Source organism: Paenibacillus ginsengihumi DSM 21568 (assembly GCF_000380965.1).
Taxonomy (GTDB): domain Bacteria; phylum Bacillota; class Bacilli; order Paenibacillales; family NBRC-103111; genus Paenibacillus_G; species Paenibacillus_G ginsengihumi.
The window spans coordinates 64,672-84,777 of sequence record NZ_KB905559.1 but is presented as its reverse complement, the minus strand read 5'-3'; the positions used below and the strand labels follow the sequence as shown (position 1 = coordinate 84,777).

General features: G+C 54.9%; 15 protein-coding genes. 14 read left to right on the top strand and 1 reads right to left on the bottom strand.

The genetic code is table 11. The features are described from left to right. The first annotated feature begins 126 nt into the window (after positions 1–126). The 6 genes from F591_RS0109090 to glnA all read left to right on the top strand — a co-directional run bounded on the left by F591_RS0109090 (position 127) and on the right by glnA (position 8,641). Entirely contained in the window at positions 127–1,737 is a 1,611-nt protein-coding gene (locus tag F591_RS0109090; RefSeq protein ID WP_019534286.1) for a S1C family serine protease, read from the top strand. Between the two features lie 171 nt (positions 1,738–1,908). Then, positions 1,909–2,601: a response regulator transcription factor gene (locus tag F591_RS0109085; RefSeq protein ID WP_019534285.1), complete on the top strand. Its 693-nt coding sequence runs from the start codon at positions 1,909–1,911 to the stop codon at positions 2,599–2,601. A 1-nt stretch (position 2,602) separates the two neighbouring features. Beyond that, on the top strand, positions 2,603–4,138 hold the full coding sequence (locus tag F591_RS0109080; RefSeq protein WP_019534284.1) for a sensor histidine kinase: 1,536 nt from the start codon (positions 2,603–2,605) through the stop codon (positions 4,136–4,138). A gap of 162 nt (positions 4,139–4,300) precedes the next feature. Next, on the top strand, positions 4,301–5,245 hold the full coding sequence (locus F591_RS0109075) for a 4-hydroxy-3-methylbut-2-enyl diphosphate reductase (RefSeq protein WP_019534283.1): 945 nt from the start codon (positions 4,301–4,303) through the stop codon (positions 5,243–5,245). Positions 5,246–5,883: 638 nt separating this feature from the next. Continuing rightward, positions 5,884–6,927 (top strand): 3-deoxy-7-phosphoheptulonate synthase, encoded by a 1,044-nt coding sequence (gene aroF / locus F591_RS0109070; protein ID WP_019534282.1) that lies wholly within the window; start codon positions 5,884–5,886, stop codon positions 6,925–6,927. A gap of 289 nt (positions 6,928–7,216) precedes the next feature. Further along, complete coding sequence (glnA, locus tag F591_RS0109065) at positions 7,217–8,641, top strand: type I glutamate--ammonia ligase (protein ID WP_019534281.1); 1,425 nt, start codon at positions 7,217–7,219, stop codon at positions 8,639–8,641. A gap of 643 nt (positions 8,642–9,284) precedes the next feature. Here glnA and F591_RS0109060 read toward each other — a convergent pair. After that, a complete protein-coding gene (locus F591_RS0109060; protein WP_019534280.1) occupies positions 9,285–9,656 on the bottom strand; it encodes a helix-turn-helix domain-containing protein in 372 nt (123 codons plus the stop codon). Positions 9,657–10,153: 497 nt separating this feature from the next. Between F591_RS0109060 and F591_RS0109055 the strand changes: the two genes are divergently transcribed. From F591_RS0109055 to F591_RS0109020, 8 genes are all read left to right on the top strand, one after another. Then, positions 10,154–10,930, top strand: coding sequence for a tyrosine-protein phosphatase (locus F591_RS0109055; RefSeq protein WP_026326480.1), 777 nt, complete (start codon positions 10,154–10,156; stop codon positions 10,928–10,930). A gap of 24 nt (positions 10,931–10,954) precedes the next feature. Further along, entirely contained in the window at positions 10,955–12,988 is a 2,034-nt protein-coding gene (locus F591_RS0109050) for an S-layer homology domain-containing protein (protein WP_019534278.1), read from the top strand. A 95-nt stretch (positions 12,989–13,083) separates the two neighbouring features. Beyond that, positions 13,084–13,914: an SGNH/GDSL hydrolase family protein gene (locus F591_RS0109045; protein ID WP_019534277.1), complete on the top strand. Its 831-nt coding sequence runs from the start codon at positions 13,084–13,086 to the stop codon at positions 13,912–13,914. Between the two features lie 334 nt (positions 13,915–14,248). Next, positions 14,249–14,416 carry a hypothetical protein gene (locus F591_RS31315; protein ID WP_156829496.1) on the top strand — a complete coding sequence of 56 codons (168 nt, stop codon included), beginning with the start codon at positions 14,249–14,251 and terminating at the stop codon, positions 14,414–14,416. A 265-nt stretch (positions 14,417–14,681) separates the two neighbouring features. Beyond that, positions 14,682–15,437, top strand: coding sequence for a YveK family protein (locus F591_RS0109035; RefSeq protein ID WP_019534275.1), 756 nt, complete (start codon positions 14,682–14,684; stop codon positions 15,435–15,437). Further along, positions 15,418–16,116 (top strand): CpsD/CapB family tyrosine-protein kinase, encoded by a 699-nt coding sequence (locus F591_RS0109030; protein ID WP_019534274.1) that lies wholly within the window; start codon positions 15,418–15,420, stop codon positions 16,114–16,116. The genes F591_RS0109035 and F591_RS0109030 overlap by 20 nt, the downstream gene beginning before the upstream one ends. 32 nt (positions 16,117–16,148) lie before the next feature. Next, positions 16,149–17,999: a polysaccharide biosynthesis protein gene (locus F591_RS0109025; RefSeq protein WP_019534273.1), complete on the top strand. Its 1,851-nt coding sequence runs from the start codon at positions 16,149–16,151 to the stop codon at positions 17,997–17,999. 442 nt (positions 18,000–18,441) lie between these two features. Next, entirely contained in the window at positions 18,442–19,623 is a 1,182-nt protein-coding gene (locus tag F591_RS0109020) for a DegT/DnrJ/EryC1/StrS family aminotransferase (RefSeq protein WP_019534272.1), read from the top strand. The last annotated feature ends 483 nt before the right edge of the window (positions 19,624–20,106 follow it).

Genomic DNA, 20,106 nt, shown 5'->3' with positions numbered 1-20,106 from the left:
ACCTCCATTTTAAGTTTCTTTAAGGTTGTTTTAAGGTAACGGGTGCATCATGTAAGCATAAACAATCCGAATATGCTTGAAGCACTCTTGAACCGCAATGCCTTGTCAGAATGGAGGTATATCGATATGGAGAACAACCATGATAAAGAAGGCTTCGGCTTTGCCCGGCGTCCCGGGGACGACAGCGGGGCTGGCCGCCGCAGCGACGATCATTCCGGAGATGCCCGGGAACGGGATATGGCGCAGGATTCGTATCGCGAAGACGATAAGCACGCCGCCGAGCCGCAAAGCGAGCCTCATTACTACTCTTACGGCCCGTTCAAATCGGGGATGAACCGCGAAGAAGCGGCCTCCGCGGCGACGGTTACGGACAGCAGCGGGCCCGCGCAGGTAGAGGTGACGCCGCCGAAGCCGCTTCGTCCCTTCTCCTTCGGCCAGCAAGCGGGAAGCTTGTCGCCGAACGAACCGGCCGGAGGCTGGCAGTTCAACAAGCCCCGGAAAACGTCGCGTTTTAAGAGCACGTTCGCGGCATTTCTGGCCGGTGCCGTCGTCGTCGCCGCACTTATGTTCGCGGCCGACCGGACGAATTTGTTCACCGGCTCGCAGGGCGTCATGACGAACAATTCCTCCTCCGGAGGAGGAACGCCGGTGGCGGCGAGCAGCTCGGGCGGCGGCGTCGTGCCGTCGAACCTGGATTTGGCCCGCCCGAACAACATCGCGGAAATTTTCCAGCAGGCGAGCCCGGCCGTCGTCAAGATCGAGACGAAGGTCAAAAGCCGCAGCTCGAGCAGAAGCGGCTCGATGTTCGACGATCCGTTCTTTCGCTACTTCTTCGGCGACCAATACTACCGTCAGCCGAACAACAGCGAGCCGGAGCTGCAGCCAGGGGGGATGGGCACCGGGTTTATTTTCGAGAAATCGGGCTACATCCTGACGAACGAGCACGTGGTCGACGGAGCGGAGGAAATCTACGTGACTGTGCAAGGCTACGATGAGCCGTTCAAGGCGGAGCTGCTCGGCAATAGCTACGATCTCGACCTGGCCGCGCTGAAAATCAGCGGGGACAAGGACTTCCCGACGATCCCGATCGGCAGCTCGGATGAATTGCAGGTCGGCGACTGGGTCGTGGCGATCGGCAACCCGTACGGCTTCGACCATACGGTAACCGTCGGCGTCCTGAGCGCCAAGGAGCGTCCGATCTCGATTCCCGATCAGAACGGTACGCGCGAATATAAGCATCTGCTGCAGACCGACGCTTCGATCAACCCCGGCAATTCGGGCGGCCCGCTGCTGAACCTGAAGGGCGAGGTCATCGGCATCAACACGGCCGTCAGCGCCCAGGCGCAAGGAATCGGCTTCGCCATTCCGGAGACGACGTTCAACGCGGTATTGGAAAATCTCAAGAACAATGTGGAGATTCCGAAGGAACCGGTTCCTTATATCGGCGTGCGATTGGATAACGTCAGCAAAGATTGGCTGAACGATCTGAAGCTGGACAGCACGGAGGGCACCATCATCGTCGAGGTGGAGCGCCGCAGCCCGGCATTCCAGGCGGGACTTCGTCCGTACGACGTCGTGGTCGAAATCAACGGTCAGAAGGTGAAGAACGCTACGGAGCTGTCCGAGGCAGTGAAGAAGCTGAAGGTCGGCGATACCGCCAAGCTCGGCGTGATGCGCGACGGCAAGAAGATGGAGTTCGACGTCACCATCGGAGACCGCAACGCCAATCAGGAATAACGGCGGAGACGGAAGCAGAGCGCGAAAGTTGCGGCTCTGCTTCTTTTTTGTACCGCAGCGCCATTTTTTGATACGATCAAAGCACGAGGGATTGGGGATGCGGCAGCGCGTCAGACTTGGCCGCAAACCTGTTCGCCGGACGGATTTTATGATTGCGAGGGGGAAGGAACTGTGCGAGAGAAAATTTTGGTCATTGACGACGATGAGAAAATCACCTCCATGCTGCGAAGGACGCTCGCCTTCGAAGGCTACACTGTCTTTACGGCGACTCATGGCATGGACGGGCTGAAGCAGATTTTGGAGCATGATCCGGATACGGTCATTCTGGACGTGATGATGCCCCAGCTGGACGGCTGGGAAGTGATTCGCCGCATCCGCGAAGGCGGCTCCAATGTGCCTGTGCTGATGCTGACGGCCAAGGATGACGTATCGGACCGGGTGAAGGGTCTGGATCTCGGCGCGGACGATTATTTGGTCAAGCCGTTCGCGCTGGAGGAGCTGCTGGCCCGCGTGCGCGTGCTGCTGCGCCGGCGCGCGGCCGACAAAGCCGAGCAGCCGACGAACAAGCTGCAGTATTTGGATGTGTTCCTCGATCTGGACACGCGCGAAGTATTCCGCGGCGGCAAGCGGATCGAGCTGACGGCCAAGGAATTCGAACTGCTGTCGCTGTTCATGCAAAATCCGCGAAGGGTGCTGTCCCGCGACGTGATCATGGAGAAAATATGGGGGTACGATTACAGCGGCGAGTCGAACGTGCTGGAGGTATATATCGCGCTGCTGCGCCAGAAGACGGAGGAGCACGGCCATAAGCGGATTATTCAGACGGTTCGCGGCGCCGGCTACGTGCTTAGAGGGGACGATTGACATGTCGATCCGGCTGAAGCTGACGGCTTGGTACACGGCCATTTTGTCGGCGACGCTGCTTGTATTTTGTTTAGGTCTCTATACGTTTCTGCACTACACATCATACAGCTCGCTGGAAGATGAGCTGAAAGCCTCGGCGGAAGATCTCAAGAGCCGGATGAAGCCGGAGCTGACGATTTTTTTGAACGATATTAATGTCGACATCAAGCTTGTCAACAGCCGCGGGAGCCTGACCTATTATCAGGTGATCGACGTGAGGACCGGCCGGAAGGGGCAGTCCAGCAATCTGAAGGATACGGGCATCGTCTTCCCGGAGCCGACAGCGGGGGAACTGCAGACGCTTCTGAAGAAGCCGATCGTCAAAAAAGTGGACATCGACAACCGGAAATTTCTGATCTACAATTCGCCGATTCTCGTGCTGCGGGGCGGCGGTCTGCAGGTCGGCGGTGTCATGCAGGCGGCCTATTATATCGATGCGACGGAGAGCACCTTCGCCTTGCTGCGATTGATTTTGACGATCGCCGCGCTGCTCAGCGTATTTCTGGCAGCCAGCGTCGGCTGGTTCCTGGCCCGCAAAGCGCTTCGCCCGATCGATCAGGTGATCGCCGCGACGAATCAGATTCAGCGCGGGGCGGATCTCGACCGGCGCATCGAATATTACGGGCCGCACGACGAGATCGGGCGGCTGACCTCGACGATCAACAATATGCTGGAGCGCATTCAAGGCGCCTATGCCGAACTGGAGGAGGCTTATCGGGCGCAGCGCCGGTTCGTATCGGACGCTTCGCACGAGCTGCGGACGCCGCTGACGACGATCCGCGGCAATGTCGATCTGCTGGAAAAAATGTGGCGGCAGGCGGTGATGACAGCTTCCGCCCCCGGCAGCTCGGGCGCCGGAGATGCGGCGGATGGCGATTCGCAGAAGCTGCAGGTTTCGCTGGAAGCGATGCAGGATATCGCCGGGGAGGCGGAGCGCATGTCGCGGCTCGTCAACGATCTGCTGTCGCTTGCGCGGGCGGACGCCGGCTTTCAGATGACGAAGTCGCTGCTTGAGCTGAGGCCCGTCGTCGAGGAGGTCGTGCGCAGGGCGCAGCTGCTGCCCCGCAAAGCGGAATGGCTGCACGGCTCGCTGGCCGAACTGGACGGCAAGTTTGTCTTGGGCAATAAAGATTATTTGCAGCAGCTGCTGTTCATTTTTATCGAAAATGCTTTCAAGTATACCGACCGAGGCCATGTGCGTCTGGACGCTGTAGCCAAGGACGGCCAAGTCGGCATCCGCATCGAGGATACCGGCATCGGCATGGACAAAGAGGAAGTGCCGCATATATTCGAAAGATTTTACCGGGCCGATCCGTCGCGCGGCAAGCGGTCCGGCACCGGACTCGGGCTGTCGATCGCCAGGTGGATTATCGACGAGCATGACGGCTCGATCGAGGTGATGACGCGCAAGGGCGAGGGCAGCACGTTCGTCATCTGGTTCCCGGCCGTCGATCCGGCGACATGGAGCGAGGCGGCGGAAGAGCCGGACGAGGCGTGATCGGCAGGAGCGCCCGGGTCGTTCGGATCTTCGGATCGTCCGGATTGAATGGAGAGTTCGGACCGGTCGGTCTGTTCGGGTCGTTCCATCGGGCGGCCGATTCAGGTATAATAGATCGTAGCAACACCGGATCGCCAATTATCGTGTAAAGCAGGTGCCGTAATGGATGTTATCAAAATATCGCCCCGGGGCTATTGCTACGGCGTCGTCGATGCGATGGCGCTGGCCATGCAGACGGCCAAAAATCTCGATCTGCCCCGTCCTGTCTATATCCTCGGCATGATTGTTCATAATGCGCATGTCACCGACTTTTTTGAGAAAGAAGGCATTATTACGCTGGACGGCCCGAACCGGCTGGAGATTCTGGAGCAAGTCGAGAGCGGAACGGTCATTTTCACGGCGCACGGTGTCTCCCCGGAGGTCCGCAAGCGGGCGCGGGACAAGGGGCTGACGGTCGTCGATGCGACATGCCCCGATGTGACCAAGACGCACGATCTGATTCGCGAGAAGACGGCTGAAGGGTACGAGGTCATCTATATTGGCAAAAAAGGCCACCCCGAGCCGGAAGGCGCCGTCGGCATCGCGCCGGACCGCGTGCATTTGATCGAAAAGCTGGAGGAGATCGACGGGCTTCAGCTGGCGGACGCCAAAATTTTGATCACGAACCAGACGACGATGAGCCAGTGGGACATCAAGCATATTATGAATCGGCTGCTGGAGCGTTTTCCGCAGGCGGAGGTTCATAACGAGATATGTCTGGCGACGCAGGTCCGGCAGGAAGCGGTGGCGGAGCAGGCGAAGGATGCGGACCTGGTGCTCGTCGTAGGGGACCCGCGCAGCAACAATTCCAACCGGCTCGCTCAAGTGGCGGAGGAGATCGCCGGCGTCAAGGCGTACCGCATCGCCGACATTACCGAGTTGAAGCGGGAATGGCTGGAGCCGGTCCGCCGCGTCGCCGTCACGTCCGGCGCCTCGACGCCGACGCCGATTACGAAGGAAGTCATCGCTTATTTGGAGCAGTACGATCCGAACGATCCCGCCACATGGGAAATTCGCAGGACGGTCAATATGAATCGGCTTATCCCTGTCGCCAAAAGCAAAGCGTAAGGCAGGGAGGACGGCTCTGCATTCTCGCAGCAGAGGGGGGCGGAGCCTCGCCGCTCAGGGTCGCCGCTTAGGCGCCTGCGGCTGCCGCCGCATTTTCGGGAAGGACGACTATAGCGAGTGCTTCCTTCGTCATCGGCCGTCGCCTGCGGTGTTGAAAGTTCGGCTCATGGATACCGCAGCATTTTCAACATAGACGCCCATGCCGCTCGCGCAGCACCATCAGAAGATGAAAATGGGGCGCGGGCCCGGCGCTATTTTCAAGATAGACGCCCATGCCGCCGGCGCGGCACCATCAGATGGTGAAAATGGGCCGCGGGCCCCGCGCTATTTTCAAGATAGACGCCCATGCCGCTGGCGCAGCACCACCAGAAGATGAAAATGGGCCGCGATCCCTGGGGCGCTATTTTCAACATAGACCCCCATGCGGCTTGCGCGACACCATCAGAAGATGAAAATGGGGCGCGGGCCCGCGGCTATTTTCAATATAAACGCTCGCCAATAATTAAATAAGGGTTGACGGATGTCAACTTCTGATGTATATTTGCTTTAACGATTAAAAGCTTAAAAGCGTATAAGCGTCGAAGTGTGCAAGTGCAAGATGAGTGAAACCATGATGGGATGGGGAGCGTGAACTGGTCATGATCGTGATTATATCCAACAAGACGCCTGAGGAGCGCATTCAGGAGATTATCCATTATATTGAGAAGCATGACGTCAGCGTTCATGTGTCGCGCGGGGTGGACCGCACGGTCGTCGGCATTATCGGCAAAGCCGATCCGAAGCTGACCGAGCAGCTCAGACAGCTGTCGGGCGTCGAGCAGGTCGTCAAGATTTCCAAGTCTTACAAGCTGGCCAGCCGCGATTTTCATCCGGACAATACGGTTATTAAGCTGGGCGACGTGGAGATCGGCGGCGATCAGCTCGTCATTATGGGCGGTCCTTGTGCAGTAGAGACGTCCAAGCAGATTGACGAAATCGCCGCGATCGTCAAGGCGTCCGGAGCTCAGGTGCTGCGCGGCGGCGCTTTCAAGCCGCGCACGGGGCCGTACAGCTTCCAGGGCATCGGCGTGGAAGGGCTTGAGATGATGGCAGAGGCCGGCCGCAAGCACGGACTGCTGACCGTTACGGAGGTCATGACGCCGGAGTACGTGGACGTATGCGCGGAATATGCCGATATATTGCAGGTCGGCACCCGGAACATGCAAAACTTCGACCTGCTGCGCAAGCTGGGAACGATTCAGAAGCCGGTGCTGCTCAAGCGGGGGTTCAGCGCCACATACGACGAATTCCTCAATGCGGCGGAATATATTTTGGCGGGCGGCAATCCGAACGTCATGCTGTGCGAGCGCGGAATACGAACATTCGAACCTTACACGAGAAATACGCTCGATTTGGCGGCGATTCCGGCGCTGCAGTCGCTCAGCCATCTGCCGGTCATCGCCGATCCGAGTCACGGCACGGGACGTCGCGAGCTTGTCGAGCCGATGAGCAAAGCGTCCGTAGCCGCCGGGGCGAACGGGCTGATCGTGGAAATGCATACGGATCCGGACAATTCGATGACCGGCGACGGCGTGCAATCGCTGTTTCCCGAACAATTCGCTAGGCTAATGCTCGATCTCGAGAAGCTCGCCCCGCTCTGCGGCAAAACGTTCAATACGCACAAAAGCTTCGTTACCGTATAGCGATGACCGTCATGTTGCCGACATATACATGTTGACATCCGAATATTAATAGCGCTGGAAGGCTTGGTTTTTCAAGGAATCTTGGAAAATCAAGCCTTTTGTATGTCCGAAATGTGAACAATCCGGCTTTGTATGTCATAATACCTAACATATGGATAAAAAATACCTCACATAAGTATTGACGATTATTGGCGAATAGGGTTATAATAACGACAAGATCATTAACAAAGCTGAACAATGCTTGAAATAAGAGCTAATAATGTTCGGAAATCAGGAGGTTTGCGTGTCCATGTCAGTTCAAAATGTGCTCAACTTGATCAAAGAAAAAGGCATCGAATGGGTAGATTTTCGGTTTGTCGGCTTGTCCGGCAAAGCTCAACACATCAGCCTTCCGGCCAGTGAAGTGGACGAAGACACCTTCGTCAACGGCGTAGCCTTCGACGGCTCTTCCATTCCCGGCTTCCGCGGCATCGAGGAATCTGATATGGTCATGATGCCCGACACCGAGACGGCATATGTGGACCCGTTCACCGCTCACCCGACGCTCGTTATTATGAGCAACATTTTCACTCCGGATGGCGAGCGCTACGACCGCGATCCGCGCAGCATCGCGCAAAAAGCGGAAGAGTTCCTGCAGAAGTCCGGTGTCGGTACGGCGGCATTCTTCGCTCCGGAATCCGAGTTCTTTATTTTTGACGATGTGCGTTTTGAAACGGGCATGAACAAATCCTACTTCGAGGTCGACTCCGAAGAAGCGGCATGGAACAGCGGCCGCAAGGAAGAGGGCGGCAATCTGGGCTTCAAGATTCCGGTCAAAGGCGGTTACGTGCCGGTCGCTCCGATGGATTCCCAGCAGGACATCCGCAGCGAAATGTGCAGACTGATGATGGAAGCCGGTCTTCGCATCGAGCGTCACCATCACGAGGTAGCGACGGCAGGTCAAGGCGAGATCAACTTCCGTTTCGACACGCTGACGAAAACGGCTGACAACCTCCTCAAATACAAATATATCGTTCACAACGTAGCAAGACAGTACGGCAAAGTCGCAACCTTCATGCCGAAGCCGCTCTTCGGCGACAACGGCAGCGGCATGCACGTTCACCAATCGATCTTCGACGGCGACACTCCGCTGTTCTATGACAAGAACGGTTATGCGAACCTGAGCGAAACGGCTTTGAACTACATCGGCGGCATTCTGTATCACGCTCCGGCGCTGATCGCCCTGACGAACCCGAGCACGAACTCGTTCAAGCGTCTCGTACCGGGTTACGAAGCTCCGGTCAACCTGGTATTCTCCAAGGGCAACCGTTCCGCGGCCGTTCGTATTCCGGTAGCAGCTGTTACGCCGAAAGGCTGTCGCATCGAGTTCCGTACGCCGGACTCCACGGCGAACCCGTACCTGGCGTTCGCGGCAATGCTGATGGCCGGTCTGGACGGCATCAAGAAGAAGATCGACCCGCGCGCTCTGGGCTATGGTCCGTTCGACAAGAACATTTACGAGCTGTCCGACGCCGAGAAAGCGGAAATCCGCAGCGTACCGGGCTCGCTGGATGAGGCGCTCACCGCATTGGAAGCTGACCATGAGTTTCTGCTCGAAGGCGGCGTGTTCTCTCAAGACTTCATCAACAACTACATTGCATTCAAGCGCGAAGAAGCGAAGGCCGTATCGATTCGCATTCATCCGCACGAATACAGTCTGTATTTCGATTGCTAATCTCTGCACGAATACAGCCTGTACTTCGACTGCTACTTTCCGCGCGAATACAGCTGTACTTCGACTGCTCATCTTATATCTGAACTTATTCATTGCTGCAATGACGACAGCCTCTGCCCTCGCGCAGAGGCTTGTTGTATTGCTCGGGACATTAGCGCCGCAGCATGGAATCTGGGTTTCCGGGGCGTGTGCGGCAAAATGATGAGCAGGCGCTCGTGTCATTTCCTTGGCGGTCTTTTGCGGAGAGAAGAGCACGGCAGTTTTCGCAGGGAAAAGAGCACGTCGGCGGCCTATGGGGCAGGGGGGTAGCGTTAGGCTTTTGTGAATGCGGATGATACAATTCGTATCATTATGAAGGCGAAGGTACCGGAGCGGTCACGGAAGGGGAAGCGCTCATGCGTGCGGGGTCATCGGTCGCCGGAGCGATCTGTCCAGGGCAGCCGCATCTCCTTGATCTGCGGCTACTTTCCTTGAAGGACAGGCTTGATACAGCGGGGCAGGCCGGCGTGCGAGGGCGCGGTTGGTCAAACGGATCGTAGAATCAGGGATGAAGCGAACGGAATGAGCTGAGCAAAAACAGGCATTTAGATGGTTGACACGTTACAAAATGTATCATAAAGTAATATTTGACCATGTCGCTGATCTATTCGTGCATGGAGCGTTCTGCCCGGACGAAAGCGATGAATCGCTTGGCTTCGTCAGGAGTTAGCTTTTTGCCGTCGATGGTAAGGGTGAATTTCTCCAGGATCGTTTCGTCGGACAGCTCCAGGCTGTCAACGAACTGCCGGACATCATCGTCAAGAACCTTGTACGGGTCCTCTGTACGGCCCATCAAGTAATCGATGGATACGTTGAACAGATTGGCGATTTTTACCGTCGTATCGTAATCCGGTTCACGTCTGTTGTTCTCGTAGTGAGACAAAGAGGCGCGGGTTATGCCTAGTCTGTTGGCTAAATCCTCTTGGGTCATGGAGTGCTTTTCTCTGAGCCGGGCGATGCGCTCCCCATATTTCATACAGATACCCCCAAATAACGTGCGAATGCGTCTGAAGACTTAAGTCTTGCGATAATATCATCATTATAACACTTTATGCTTTGGTTCATAACGATGATTAGTATAATAATGGTTACATAATGTAACATTTTATCAACTTATAGTAATAATGTCACGGATATTTTACAAAATGTATCAACAGAGACTATTGTACCCCAAAATACAGATGATGGGAAGAGTATTGTATGATTTTGTCGATGAAAGAATGAATGAGTCGAACGCCTCAATGATTACTTATCGTCATGGCAAGCGATGACGAGAGGAAATGCTCGTTAGAGGCGTCTCTCTTCCATAATATATAGGATGGCAAATGCCGAAGACATTTATCCATCCTGGCCGCTGGTCAAGGCAGAAGTCTGCAAAACCGGGATCGGCCGAGTCCGTTCGGCCGGCCGCCGCGGTCCGGTGCGATGAGGAACTTCCGGCATCGATTTACAAGCATAGCGGGGAATGAGAATATGATAAAGCTGATCGACACCCATTGCCATATACTTCCAGGTCTGGACGACGGATCACAGACGTTGGAGCAGGCGCTCCAAATGGCTGAGATCGCCATAAAGAACGGCATCGAAACGATTATCGTCACCCCGCATCATGCGAACGGGGCTTACGACAATCCGGCCTTCGCCGTCCGGGAATCGCTTTCGGCGCTGCAGGAGGAGCTGGCCGGGCGCAATATGCCGCTTCGGCTGCTGCCTGGACAAGAAATTCGCATACATGCCGGCTTGCTCGATGAATGGGACCAGGGGCAGCTGCTCTGTCTCAATCAATCTGAATATATATTGCTGGAGATGCCTCATTCGCATATACCGGATAGCATCTATGATTTATTGTATGAGCTGCGGATCAAAAATCTGCATCCTGTTATCGCTCATCCGGAAAGAAATGCGGAGATTATTGCCGAGCCGGACCGCGCCAGACAGCTTGTCGAGCATGGGGCGCTGCTGCAATTGACCGCCGGTTCTGTCATCGGCATGCACGGGCGGACGATTCGGAGACTGGCGTTATCGCTGTGTCGGCAAGGAATCGTGCATCTGCTCGGTTCGGATGCGCACAATTCGGCCCGCTGTATATCGGCATTGGCCGAAGCTTATCGGGTGCTCGAGGATCAACTGGGGTCCTCTTATGCGGAATATTATGCAGACAATGCGAACCGGCTTGTGTCGGGCACCAGCATTGTGCCTAGAGATTCCCCTAGGCAGAGCAAGCGTTGGTACCAGTTTTGGCATCATTAAAATTCATTATAATGGAGTTGATGCATGATGAAGAACAAAAGCAAAAAACTGATGGCCGCCTCGATTAGCGCAAGTCTGCTGCTCAGCAGCTTGTCCATGGCGCTGCCTGCAGGCATTCCGCTTGCGAATCAAGCCTGGGCTGCGGAGCTTGACAAGCAGCTATTGGAAAAAGCGAAGCAGCTGCGCAATGCCATGACCGCCGAAGAAGAAGCGAACATCAAAGCGGCACGCGAACGATTCCGGGCGCTGAAGTCGGACTTGTCCGGCAATGCCGAACTGGTGGCCCCGATCTGGAATCGGGTCAAAGCGAAGCTCGATGCTGCGGACAATAAGGATCAGTATCCGGATTTGACGGCGGAAAATATGTTGTATCTCGTTTTGCAGGCCGGCATCGATTATAGTCCGGACGGCAGCACGGCAGTGGAAGTCATTCAAGACGGGCAGACCCGCCGCATTACGGATCAGCTGATCAAGCTGGGCGGGCTCGACAAAGGCTTGGGAGAGGTCGATCTCAAGGATGTCACCATGCTGGCAAGGAAAACGAAAATCAATCTTGAGCAGCGCTTCCGCAATATGACGGCAGCCGAGCTGGCCCGCCTGCTTAACAACCGCGCCGAGGCTGAAAAAATCGTAGAGGAAGAGATCGGCAAAATGTTGGACGATCCCTCCATCCGCTTCAGCAAAGTGCTGAAAAATTTAGGTGTGACCAGCGCTGACCTGATCGAAACGGCGAAGCGGTTCATCCGGAAGGTCGATCCTGATTTCAAGGCGATTTTGTCGACGGCGTCTCTCATCATTCGCACGGAAGGTCTCGGTCAAGGGCGCTCCGGCGGCGGAAGGAGAGGCGGCGGCTCAGCTCCCGCTCCTTCCGGCTCGACGTTCGAGGGCAAGCTGAGCGATAGCGCGCTTGTCAAATCCGGCAGCACGATCACGGTTGATGCCGCTGCTTTGAAAGCGGCCATCGAAGCGATTGACAGCGGAAATGCGACCACCGATACGATCACGATCGCCGGAAGCGGCGACGTGGTCCGGGTGGAACTGCCGGTAGCCGCTTTTGCCGGGGCGGGCTCGTCCAAAGCGTTCATCGCGATCGAGCTTGGCTCCGCCAAATATAAGCTGCCGGTATCGCTGCTCAGCAGCCTGTCGTCAGGCTCGGCCGGCCCGATCGTTGTCACCGTGCAGCGCTCGGAAGCGGCAACGGAAACGAAGGTGGCCGAGACGGCAAGAAAGCTCGGCATCGATCTGATTACGACGCCTCACGAATTTTCGATTGCCGTCGGCGATGTGAAAATTACCGGCTACAACGGCATTTATGTGGAGCGCGAGCTTACGATCGACAAGCCGGTCAATCCAACATATGGCACTGGCGTATGGTATGATCCCGATTCAAGCGCCATCTACTTTATCCCGACGCTCTTCGAGAACGGGGACGGCAATTCGACGGCCAGGCTGAAGTCTCCGCACGACAGCATCTACGGCATCATCGAATCGCATCGTACATTCCTAGACATCGATGGCCACTGGGCACAAAGCGATATCGAGACGATGGCCTCCAAGCTGATTGTCATGGGCATGTCGGAGAACGAATTCGCTCCCGACGAAAAGCTGACCCGCGCCCAATTTGCGGCGCTGCTTGTCCGCTCGCTTGGCTTGAAGCCGGATGCTTATCAATCCCGCTTCAAGGACGTGACGGCAAGCGACTGGCACAGCAGCTTCGTCGAGGCCGCCTTCAAGGCCGGTTTGATCGAAGGCTACGAGGACGGCACCTTCCGCCCGGAAGTGACGCTGGACCGCGAGCAGCTCGCCGTTCTGATCGCGCGGGCGATCCGCTTCGCCGAAGCCGGCAGATTGACGTCCGTGCAGAGAGACGGCGCCGTATTCAGCGATCAGCATGCGATCAGCGCGTGGGCGGCGGATGATGTAGTTCAATTGGCAAGCCTCGGGATCGTCGGCACGGTGGACGGCAAGTCGTTCGAGCCGAAGCAGCAGGCAAGCCGGGCCCAGGCTGCCGTAATTTTGAAGCGGATGCTGACGCATCTGAAATTTATCAACGAATAACCGATACCTGTGACTATTGCGACTATATAATAGAAGAAAAAAAAGAGGAGGGGCTGGAGCCTCTCCTTTTTCTACAGAAGAAGGAGCTGTTACCATTGCCGAATTGGCTCAAAACGTTGACGCTGGCGCTGCTGCTTGGCATTTTTATAGCGATTGTTTATTTCGGGAACCAAAGATACGACGCAGCCATTGCCCGAGAAGGAGCTGAGTCGGTGCGATGGCAGCAGCAGTACGAGGAGCTTAAGCGGAAGCGGCATCAGGAAGAAATCGAGCGCTGGAAGCCGGACGGTTCTCCGCGCTCAATCATGGACGATATCCGCTATGCGCATGCGCTGAAGGGGGAGGTCAAGGTGGCGGCGCTCGGCTCGGCAGCGGCGCCGGTGGCTGACAATGGCGAGGCCGGAACGCATTGGAGCACCTTCATGAAGCAGCATCTGAGAAGCGCTATCGGATACGACGGCGTGAAGTGGTCGGAGTACCGCGCGGTCGCTCCGGGGCTGCAGGCTTTATGGGACGAAAACAAAATGCAGGAGGCGACTGGCCAGCAACCGGACCTTTTCATTCTGGATACGATGATCGCGGACGAGCATATGCAATCCGTTCCGCTCCAAAGCGCCGTGAAGAGCATCACCGATGCCGTGTACAAAATTCAAACGGAAGTCCCTGACGCAAAGCTGCTGCTCCTGTCTTCGCCGCCCAAAGAAGTCAGCGAGACCAAAAATAATTTGGGACTGACGTTGAACGATTATGCCTACAGCACGGGAGTATATGTATCCGCCCAAGGTTGGGATTATGTCGATTTATATTCCGAGCTCCGCCGCCAGCCTGACCTTGCGCAGCTCATCGAAGGCGATGGGCAGCTTGCCGCAGAAGGACATCAGATCGTTTTCGACATCGTCAAATCAAGATTTGAGCTTGCAAAATAGGCGCAAAAGCACCCGTCAAGGGTGCTTTTGTATGAAAAAAAAGGGTCTGCGCGGCCTTGTTCGTACATACGCGAATATAGGGTCCTAAATGTAGTCATAGAGTCGCAGGCGGAGTTGCGGCATCCAAAAATTGGTGTAAGCGCTTCAAAGTTTTGAAAATTTTTATTTGAGAAATATGATTCATTTTTTCTATATTCGACATATTATTACATAAATCGATATAATCAGCGTTTGACAAGATACATAATGTATCATAAAGTGATATGTGAGCCGCCGTTGCATGATGGTTCGCAATTGGATGTTTCTAAAAATTTATTTAGGAGAAGGAGCGTTAATGATGAACGGCCATGATCCGAATCAAGGGAACAAACCGCTGGATGTCCGCAAGATTTTAAACGAACTGGGTATTCGCGAAGATCGCTGGACGCACAGTGGAATCGCTTTGCTGATTCAAGGTTCCTCCCCGTATCCCGCTCCTAAACAAATGTACTTCATGAAATAAGGCATCCATGAACGATTCGCTGGACCAGCGCATGCCGTATCATAACGATTGATCGCCGCTTGGATGATACATTTGGTGCCACAAGGCCTTGAAGTCGGATGTTCGCTAAAAAGAACGAGAATGGAGTGTGCACTTGGTATCCGGCCAGGGACAAGCGGAAAAAAATGGGACTGCAGTCGGCTAAATTTCCATAGTCGCCCGTGTTATGATACGTATTGTATCGTTCGAGCACAATCATGGAAAGCGCGAAAAGTGAGGGGAACTTATGGAATTGGAACTGAAAGAGTATTTGGCCATTATCAAGAAAAGATTATGGATGATTGTAACGATTGTATTGGTATCCTGCATCGTTACCGGAGCGGTCAGTTACTTTTACATTCAACCCGTCTATTCGGCCAGCACGAAGCTTATTGTGAACGGAGCAACGCCGGTCAAGGATTTGAATTATTTCTCCAGCGATGCGATTCGTTCTCAAATCCTCATGATCAATACATACAAGGAAATCATCAAGAGCCCGGCAATCATGGATAAGGTGGCGGAGAAGTATCCTGAACTTGAGTTGACGGCCGAACAGCTTATCCGGAAGATCAATGTCAGCTCGGTGAACGATACCCAGGTCATCACCATCAGCACGGAAGATCATTCTCAAGCGAGGGCTGTCAGCATCGTCAATGCGGTGGCGCAAGTATTCAAGGAGATTACTCCGACCTTCATGAAGGTCGACAATATTATGATTCTGAGCGAAGCGAAGCTGCTGGAGAAGCCGGTTCCGGTGAAGCCGAAGAAGGAAACCAACCTGGCGATCGCTTTCGTCGTAGCTCTGCTGGCGGGCATTGGCCTGGCCTTCCTGCTGGAATATTTGGACGATACCGTGAAAAGCGAAGCGGACGTGCAAGAGCTGCTTCAGCTGCCGGTGCTTGTGACGATTCATAAGATGAACAAAGACGAGTTCAAGAAGACGAGAACCGATAATCCCAATGCACAGGTAGGTGAAACGAGATATGCGAGCATCGGTCAATAATTACCGGCTGATTACCGAGGAGAACCCGCGTTCCTTCGTGTCAGAGGCATACCGGACGCTTCGCACGAACATTCAGTTTTCGTCGATCGACAGCCAGATTCGCAGCATTGTCGTAACTTCGCCGGAGCCTTCGGAAGGAAAATCGACGACGATCTCCAATCTGGCGGTCACCTTCGCCCAGGAAGGAAAGAGCACGATACTGATCGACGCCGATATGCGAAAGCCGACCTTGCACCATTATTTTCTCAAATCGAACCGGAGCGGGCTGTCCAACCTGTTGGCTGGACAGATGGATCTGCAGCAGTGCCTGAACGATACGCATATCGACCATCTGTATCTGCTTCCGTCCGGGCCGATCCCGCCGAATCCGGCCGAGATGCTGAACTCCAAACGGATGGAGCAGCTGATCGAGGAGCTGAAGACGCGCTTTGAGATGATTCTGATCGATTCTCCGCCGACGCTTGCCGTAACCGATTCGCAGATTTTGGCGACGAAGGTGGACGGCGTCGTATTCGTGCTGAATTGCGGCAAGGTGAAGCGCGATACGGCCCGCAAGGCTTTGGACCGGCTGGAGCAGGTGAATGCGCGAATGCTCGGCGTCGTGCTGAATAACAAGGATCGGAAGAAGAGCGAATCGCCCTATTATTACTATTACGGATATGGACCGAAACAGAAATAGCCCGAAAGTTAGCATTAGAGTGGGGGATTGACATGAGCAGTAAACAAAGAACGGCAATACTGGTTGCGATTGATGTGCTGATCGTATGGATAAGCATTTATTCCTCCTACCTGTTGCGCTTTGGCGGCAATGTGCCTCCGCTTTACTACAAGCAATGCATGATCTACGGCTTATGTTCGATCGCCGTATGCCTGCTGACGGCCGGTTATTTCAAGCTGTATCAGAGGGTATGGCAGTATGCCAGCATTGGCGAGCTGGTGGCGATATTGGCGGCTGTCTTCATCACTTGCCTTGCGGCTACGGCGGTTGCCGGGCTGCTGACAGGCCGGAGCGTTCCGCTGTCGATCGTGCTGAGAGCGTATGAGACCATCCTTCTGTTGATGGGCGGAGTTCGGTTCGTGTGGCGCGTTTATCGCGACCGGATGTACCGAATCCCGACCAACAAGCGCAAGGCGCTGATTATCGGGGCCGGAGACTGCGGGACGATGATCGCCAAGGAATTGAAGTACAACAAAGGGGCCCAAATGTATCCCGTTGCCTTCATCGACGACGACAAGACGAAGCACCGTAAGCAGATCATGGGCATCACGGTCGTCGGGGGGAGGGAGATGGTGCCGCAGATTGTGAAGGAAAAAGGGATTCACGACATCATCATCGCGATGCCTTCGCTCAGCCGCAAGGATATCGCCGGGGTGATCGACATTTGCAAAAGCACAGGCGCCAAGCTGAAGCTGATTCCGAAGCTCGGAGATCTTATTGACGGCAAAATCGCCGTCAAGGAAATTCGCGACGTCGATGTGGAGGATTTGCTCGGCCGGGACCCGATCAAGGTCGATCTGGAAGGAATTGCTAATTATGTAGAAAACAAGACGGTGCTCGTTACCGGCGCCGGCGGCTCGATCGGCTCCGAGCTGTGCCGTCAGGTGCTGCCGTTCCGCCCTTCCCGGCTGCTGCTTCTGGGTCACGGCGAGAACAGCATCTACGCGATCGAGATGGAGCTGCGGAGAACGTTCCCCGGCGCCGTCCTGGAAACGATCATTGCCGACGTGCAGGACAGGGAGCGCATGGACGACGTCTTCAAAACCTATCGCCCGGATGTTGTCTTCCATGCGGCCGCCCATAAGCATGTGCCTCTGATGGAGCGCAATCCCGCAGAAGCGGTCAAAAATAACGTCTTCGGAACGAAAAACGTCGCCGATTGCGCAGACAAATACGGGACGGAGCGGTTCGTCATGATATCGACGGACAAAGCCGTCAACCCGACGAGCGTCATGGGCACTACGAAGCGGATCGCCGAAATGTACGTGCAGGCGCTGAACAACCAGAGCGAGACCAAATTCGCCGCCGTCCGCTTCGGCAACGTGCTGGGCAGCCGGGGCAGCGTCATTCCGCACTTCAAGCAGCAGATCGCGATGGGCGGCCCGGTTACGGTGACACATCCGGAGATGATTCGCTACTTCATGACGATACCGGAAGCCGTGCAATTGGTGATTCAGGCAGGCGCCTTCGCGGAAGGCGGGGAAGTGTTCGTCCTCGATATGGGCGAACCGGTGAAAATCGTCGACTTGGCCACGGACCTTATCCGCTTGTCCGGCTTCGAGCCGAACGTCGACATTCAGATTCAGTTCACGGGCATGCGTCCCGGTGAGAAATTGTACGAAGAACTGCTGACAAGCGAGGAAGGCCTGGGCTCGACGAAGCATAACCGGATCTTCATCGGCCATCCGGTCATCATGGACCGGACCGAGCTCGACTTCGAGATGAAGAAGCTGGAGAAGGTGCTCACACAAGGCCAGGAGCCGATCCGCGCTCTGCTGAAGCATATCGTTCCTACGTTTCAAAGCAGCAATAAGCAGGATCAGAAGGAATTAGTGACCGTCTAAAATTATAATGTTGATTAAATGCATAAGAATTATTGCATTTTTGTGAACGGCATGCCGTAGCTTAGTGCGATAAACGGCTGCCCCAATCGCATCATTCACGACACAAGCGAAGGCGAGGGAGCAGGCAACTCCGTTCGGCCTTCAGGTAATGTCTACTGCACCTTTATCACTGTAGGCACTCGGTCATGCTGTGGTCTGCGCTGCAGGCTTAGACGTTCATCGTCAAGGGTGTGATGTGAGGATGGGTTAAATGCCCGAGATATCCTGAGGATTCGGCGAAGTCCTTGTCCGCCTGCGAAGGCTCGCTACCGAAGGGGACGGCCGCTGCCGATCTTCGTTTCGAAGATTAAGAAGGAGAAACTATGTGTATGGACAGGTATGGATAGTTTCTTCTTTTTAAAATTTGAAATGAACTCATGGCTAAACTTAGGAGAGGATAACGATGTTAACAACCGAAATAAGAGAAGCCTTCTTGCCCTATTGCTTGCCTGACATTACGGATGAGGAAGTGAATGAAGTCGTCCAGTCGCTGAAATCCGGATGGTTAGCCAAAGGCCCGCGAACGATCGAGTTTGAAAAGAAATTCGCCGAGTATGTAGGGGCCGAGCATGCCGTGGCCATGAATTCTTGCACCGCTGCCCTGCATATTGCGCTGTTATCCGCGAATATCGGCCCGGGCGACGAGGTGATCACCACCCCGATGACATTTGCGGCATCGGCCAATACCATTATTCATGTCGGAGCGGTGCCGGTTTTTGCCGACATCGATCCGGAGACAGGCTGCATCGATCCGGATGAAATCGCGAAGAAGGTGACTCCGCGGACGAAAGCGATCATTCCCGTACATTATTCCGGGCACTCGTGCGACCTGGATGCCATTTATGAGATAGCGGACAAACACGGTTTATTCGTATCGGAAGATGCCGCACACGCGATTTATACGCGATATAAAGGGCGGATGATCGGCGACAATCCTAAGGGCGCCGTCTCTTACAGCTTCTATGCCACCAAGAATCTCAGCACCGGCGAAGGCGGCATGCTGGTGACCAATAATGAAGAAATCGCCAACCGGGCCAGAGTGCTGATTACCCATGGCATGAGCCGCAATGCCTGGAATCGTTATGCCAAGGGCGGATCGTGGAAATACGATATCGAAGAGCCGGGCTATAAATACAATATGTTTGATATCCAGGCCTCCCTCGGCTTGATTCAGCTAGACCGGCTCGAAGAGATGCAGCAGCGACGCGCCCAGATTGCCGACCGGTATAACCGCGCTTTCAGCGAGCTTGCGGCAGTGAAGGTGCCGACCGTTTCCGAAGGCACGACAACCCATAGCTGGCATCTGTATGTATTGCGCGTGAATCCGGCAGAGCTGCGTATAGACAGGGATCAGCTGATCGAGGAGCTAAAGGAGCGCAATGTAGGCACCAGCGTTCATTTTATTCCGGTTCACCTCATGACGGCCTACAGCAAAAAATTCGGTTATAAAAAGGGGGATTTTCCGAACGCGGAAGCCTGGTTTGAAAATATCGTTTCCTTGCCGCTTTACCCGTCTATGACAGATGATGATGTCGACTACGTCATTTCGTCGGTGCAAGATATCGTTCACAAATTCGGCAAATAAATGGTACATCAGAAGGGAGTGTTCATAAAGTTGAAGACGATCGAGCCGGGGCTCGCTCCCGAGATTATCGATTCCGATACGGGAAATCGCTGCTTCTTCGACGTACAGTCAAGAGTACATTCCTCCACCATTGAAGACGAAGCGCGAATATACAAGCAGGCATGGGTCCGAAACAGCCATATCGGCTATAAAGGGATTGCTGCCGAAGGAGCCAAGATCGATCATTCGCGGCTCAAAAACTATTCGAGGGTAGGGCGGTTTTGCCATATCTATCATACGGAGATGGGAGAGCATTCGTATACCGGGCAGGACACGGTGATCATGCATACGAATATCGGAAAGTTCACTTCCATATCGTGGGGCGTGACGATTGGCCCGGCCGAGCATGATTACACCCGGCTTACGAACCACTCCTTTCTGTACAGCAGCGTCGATGACATCAGACCGGACGACGAAGCGAGCTACGACCGCTTCCGGCAGCCG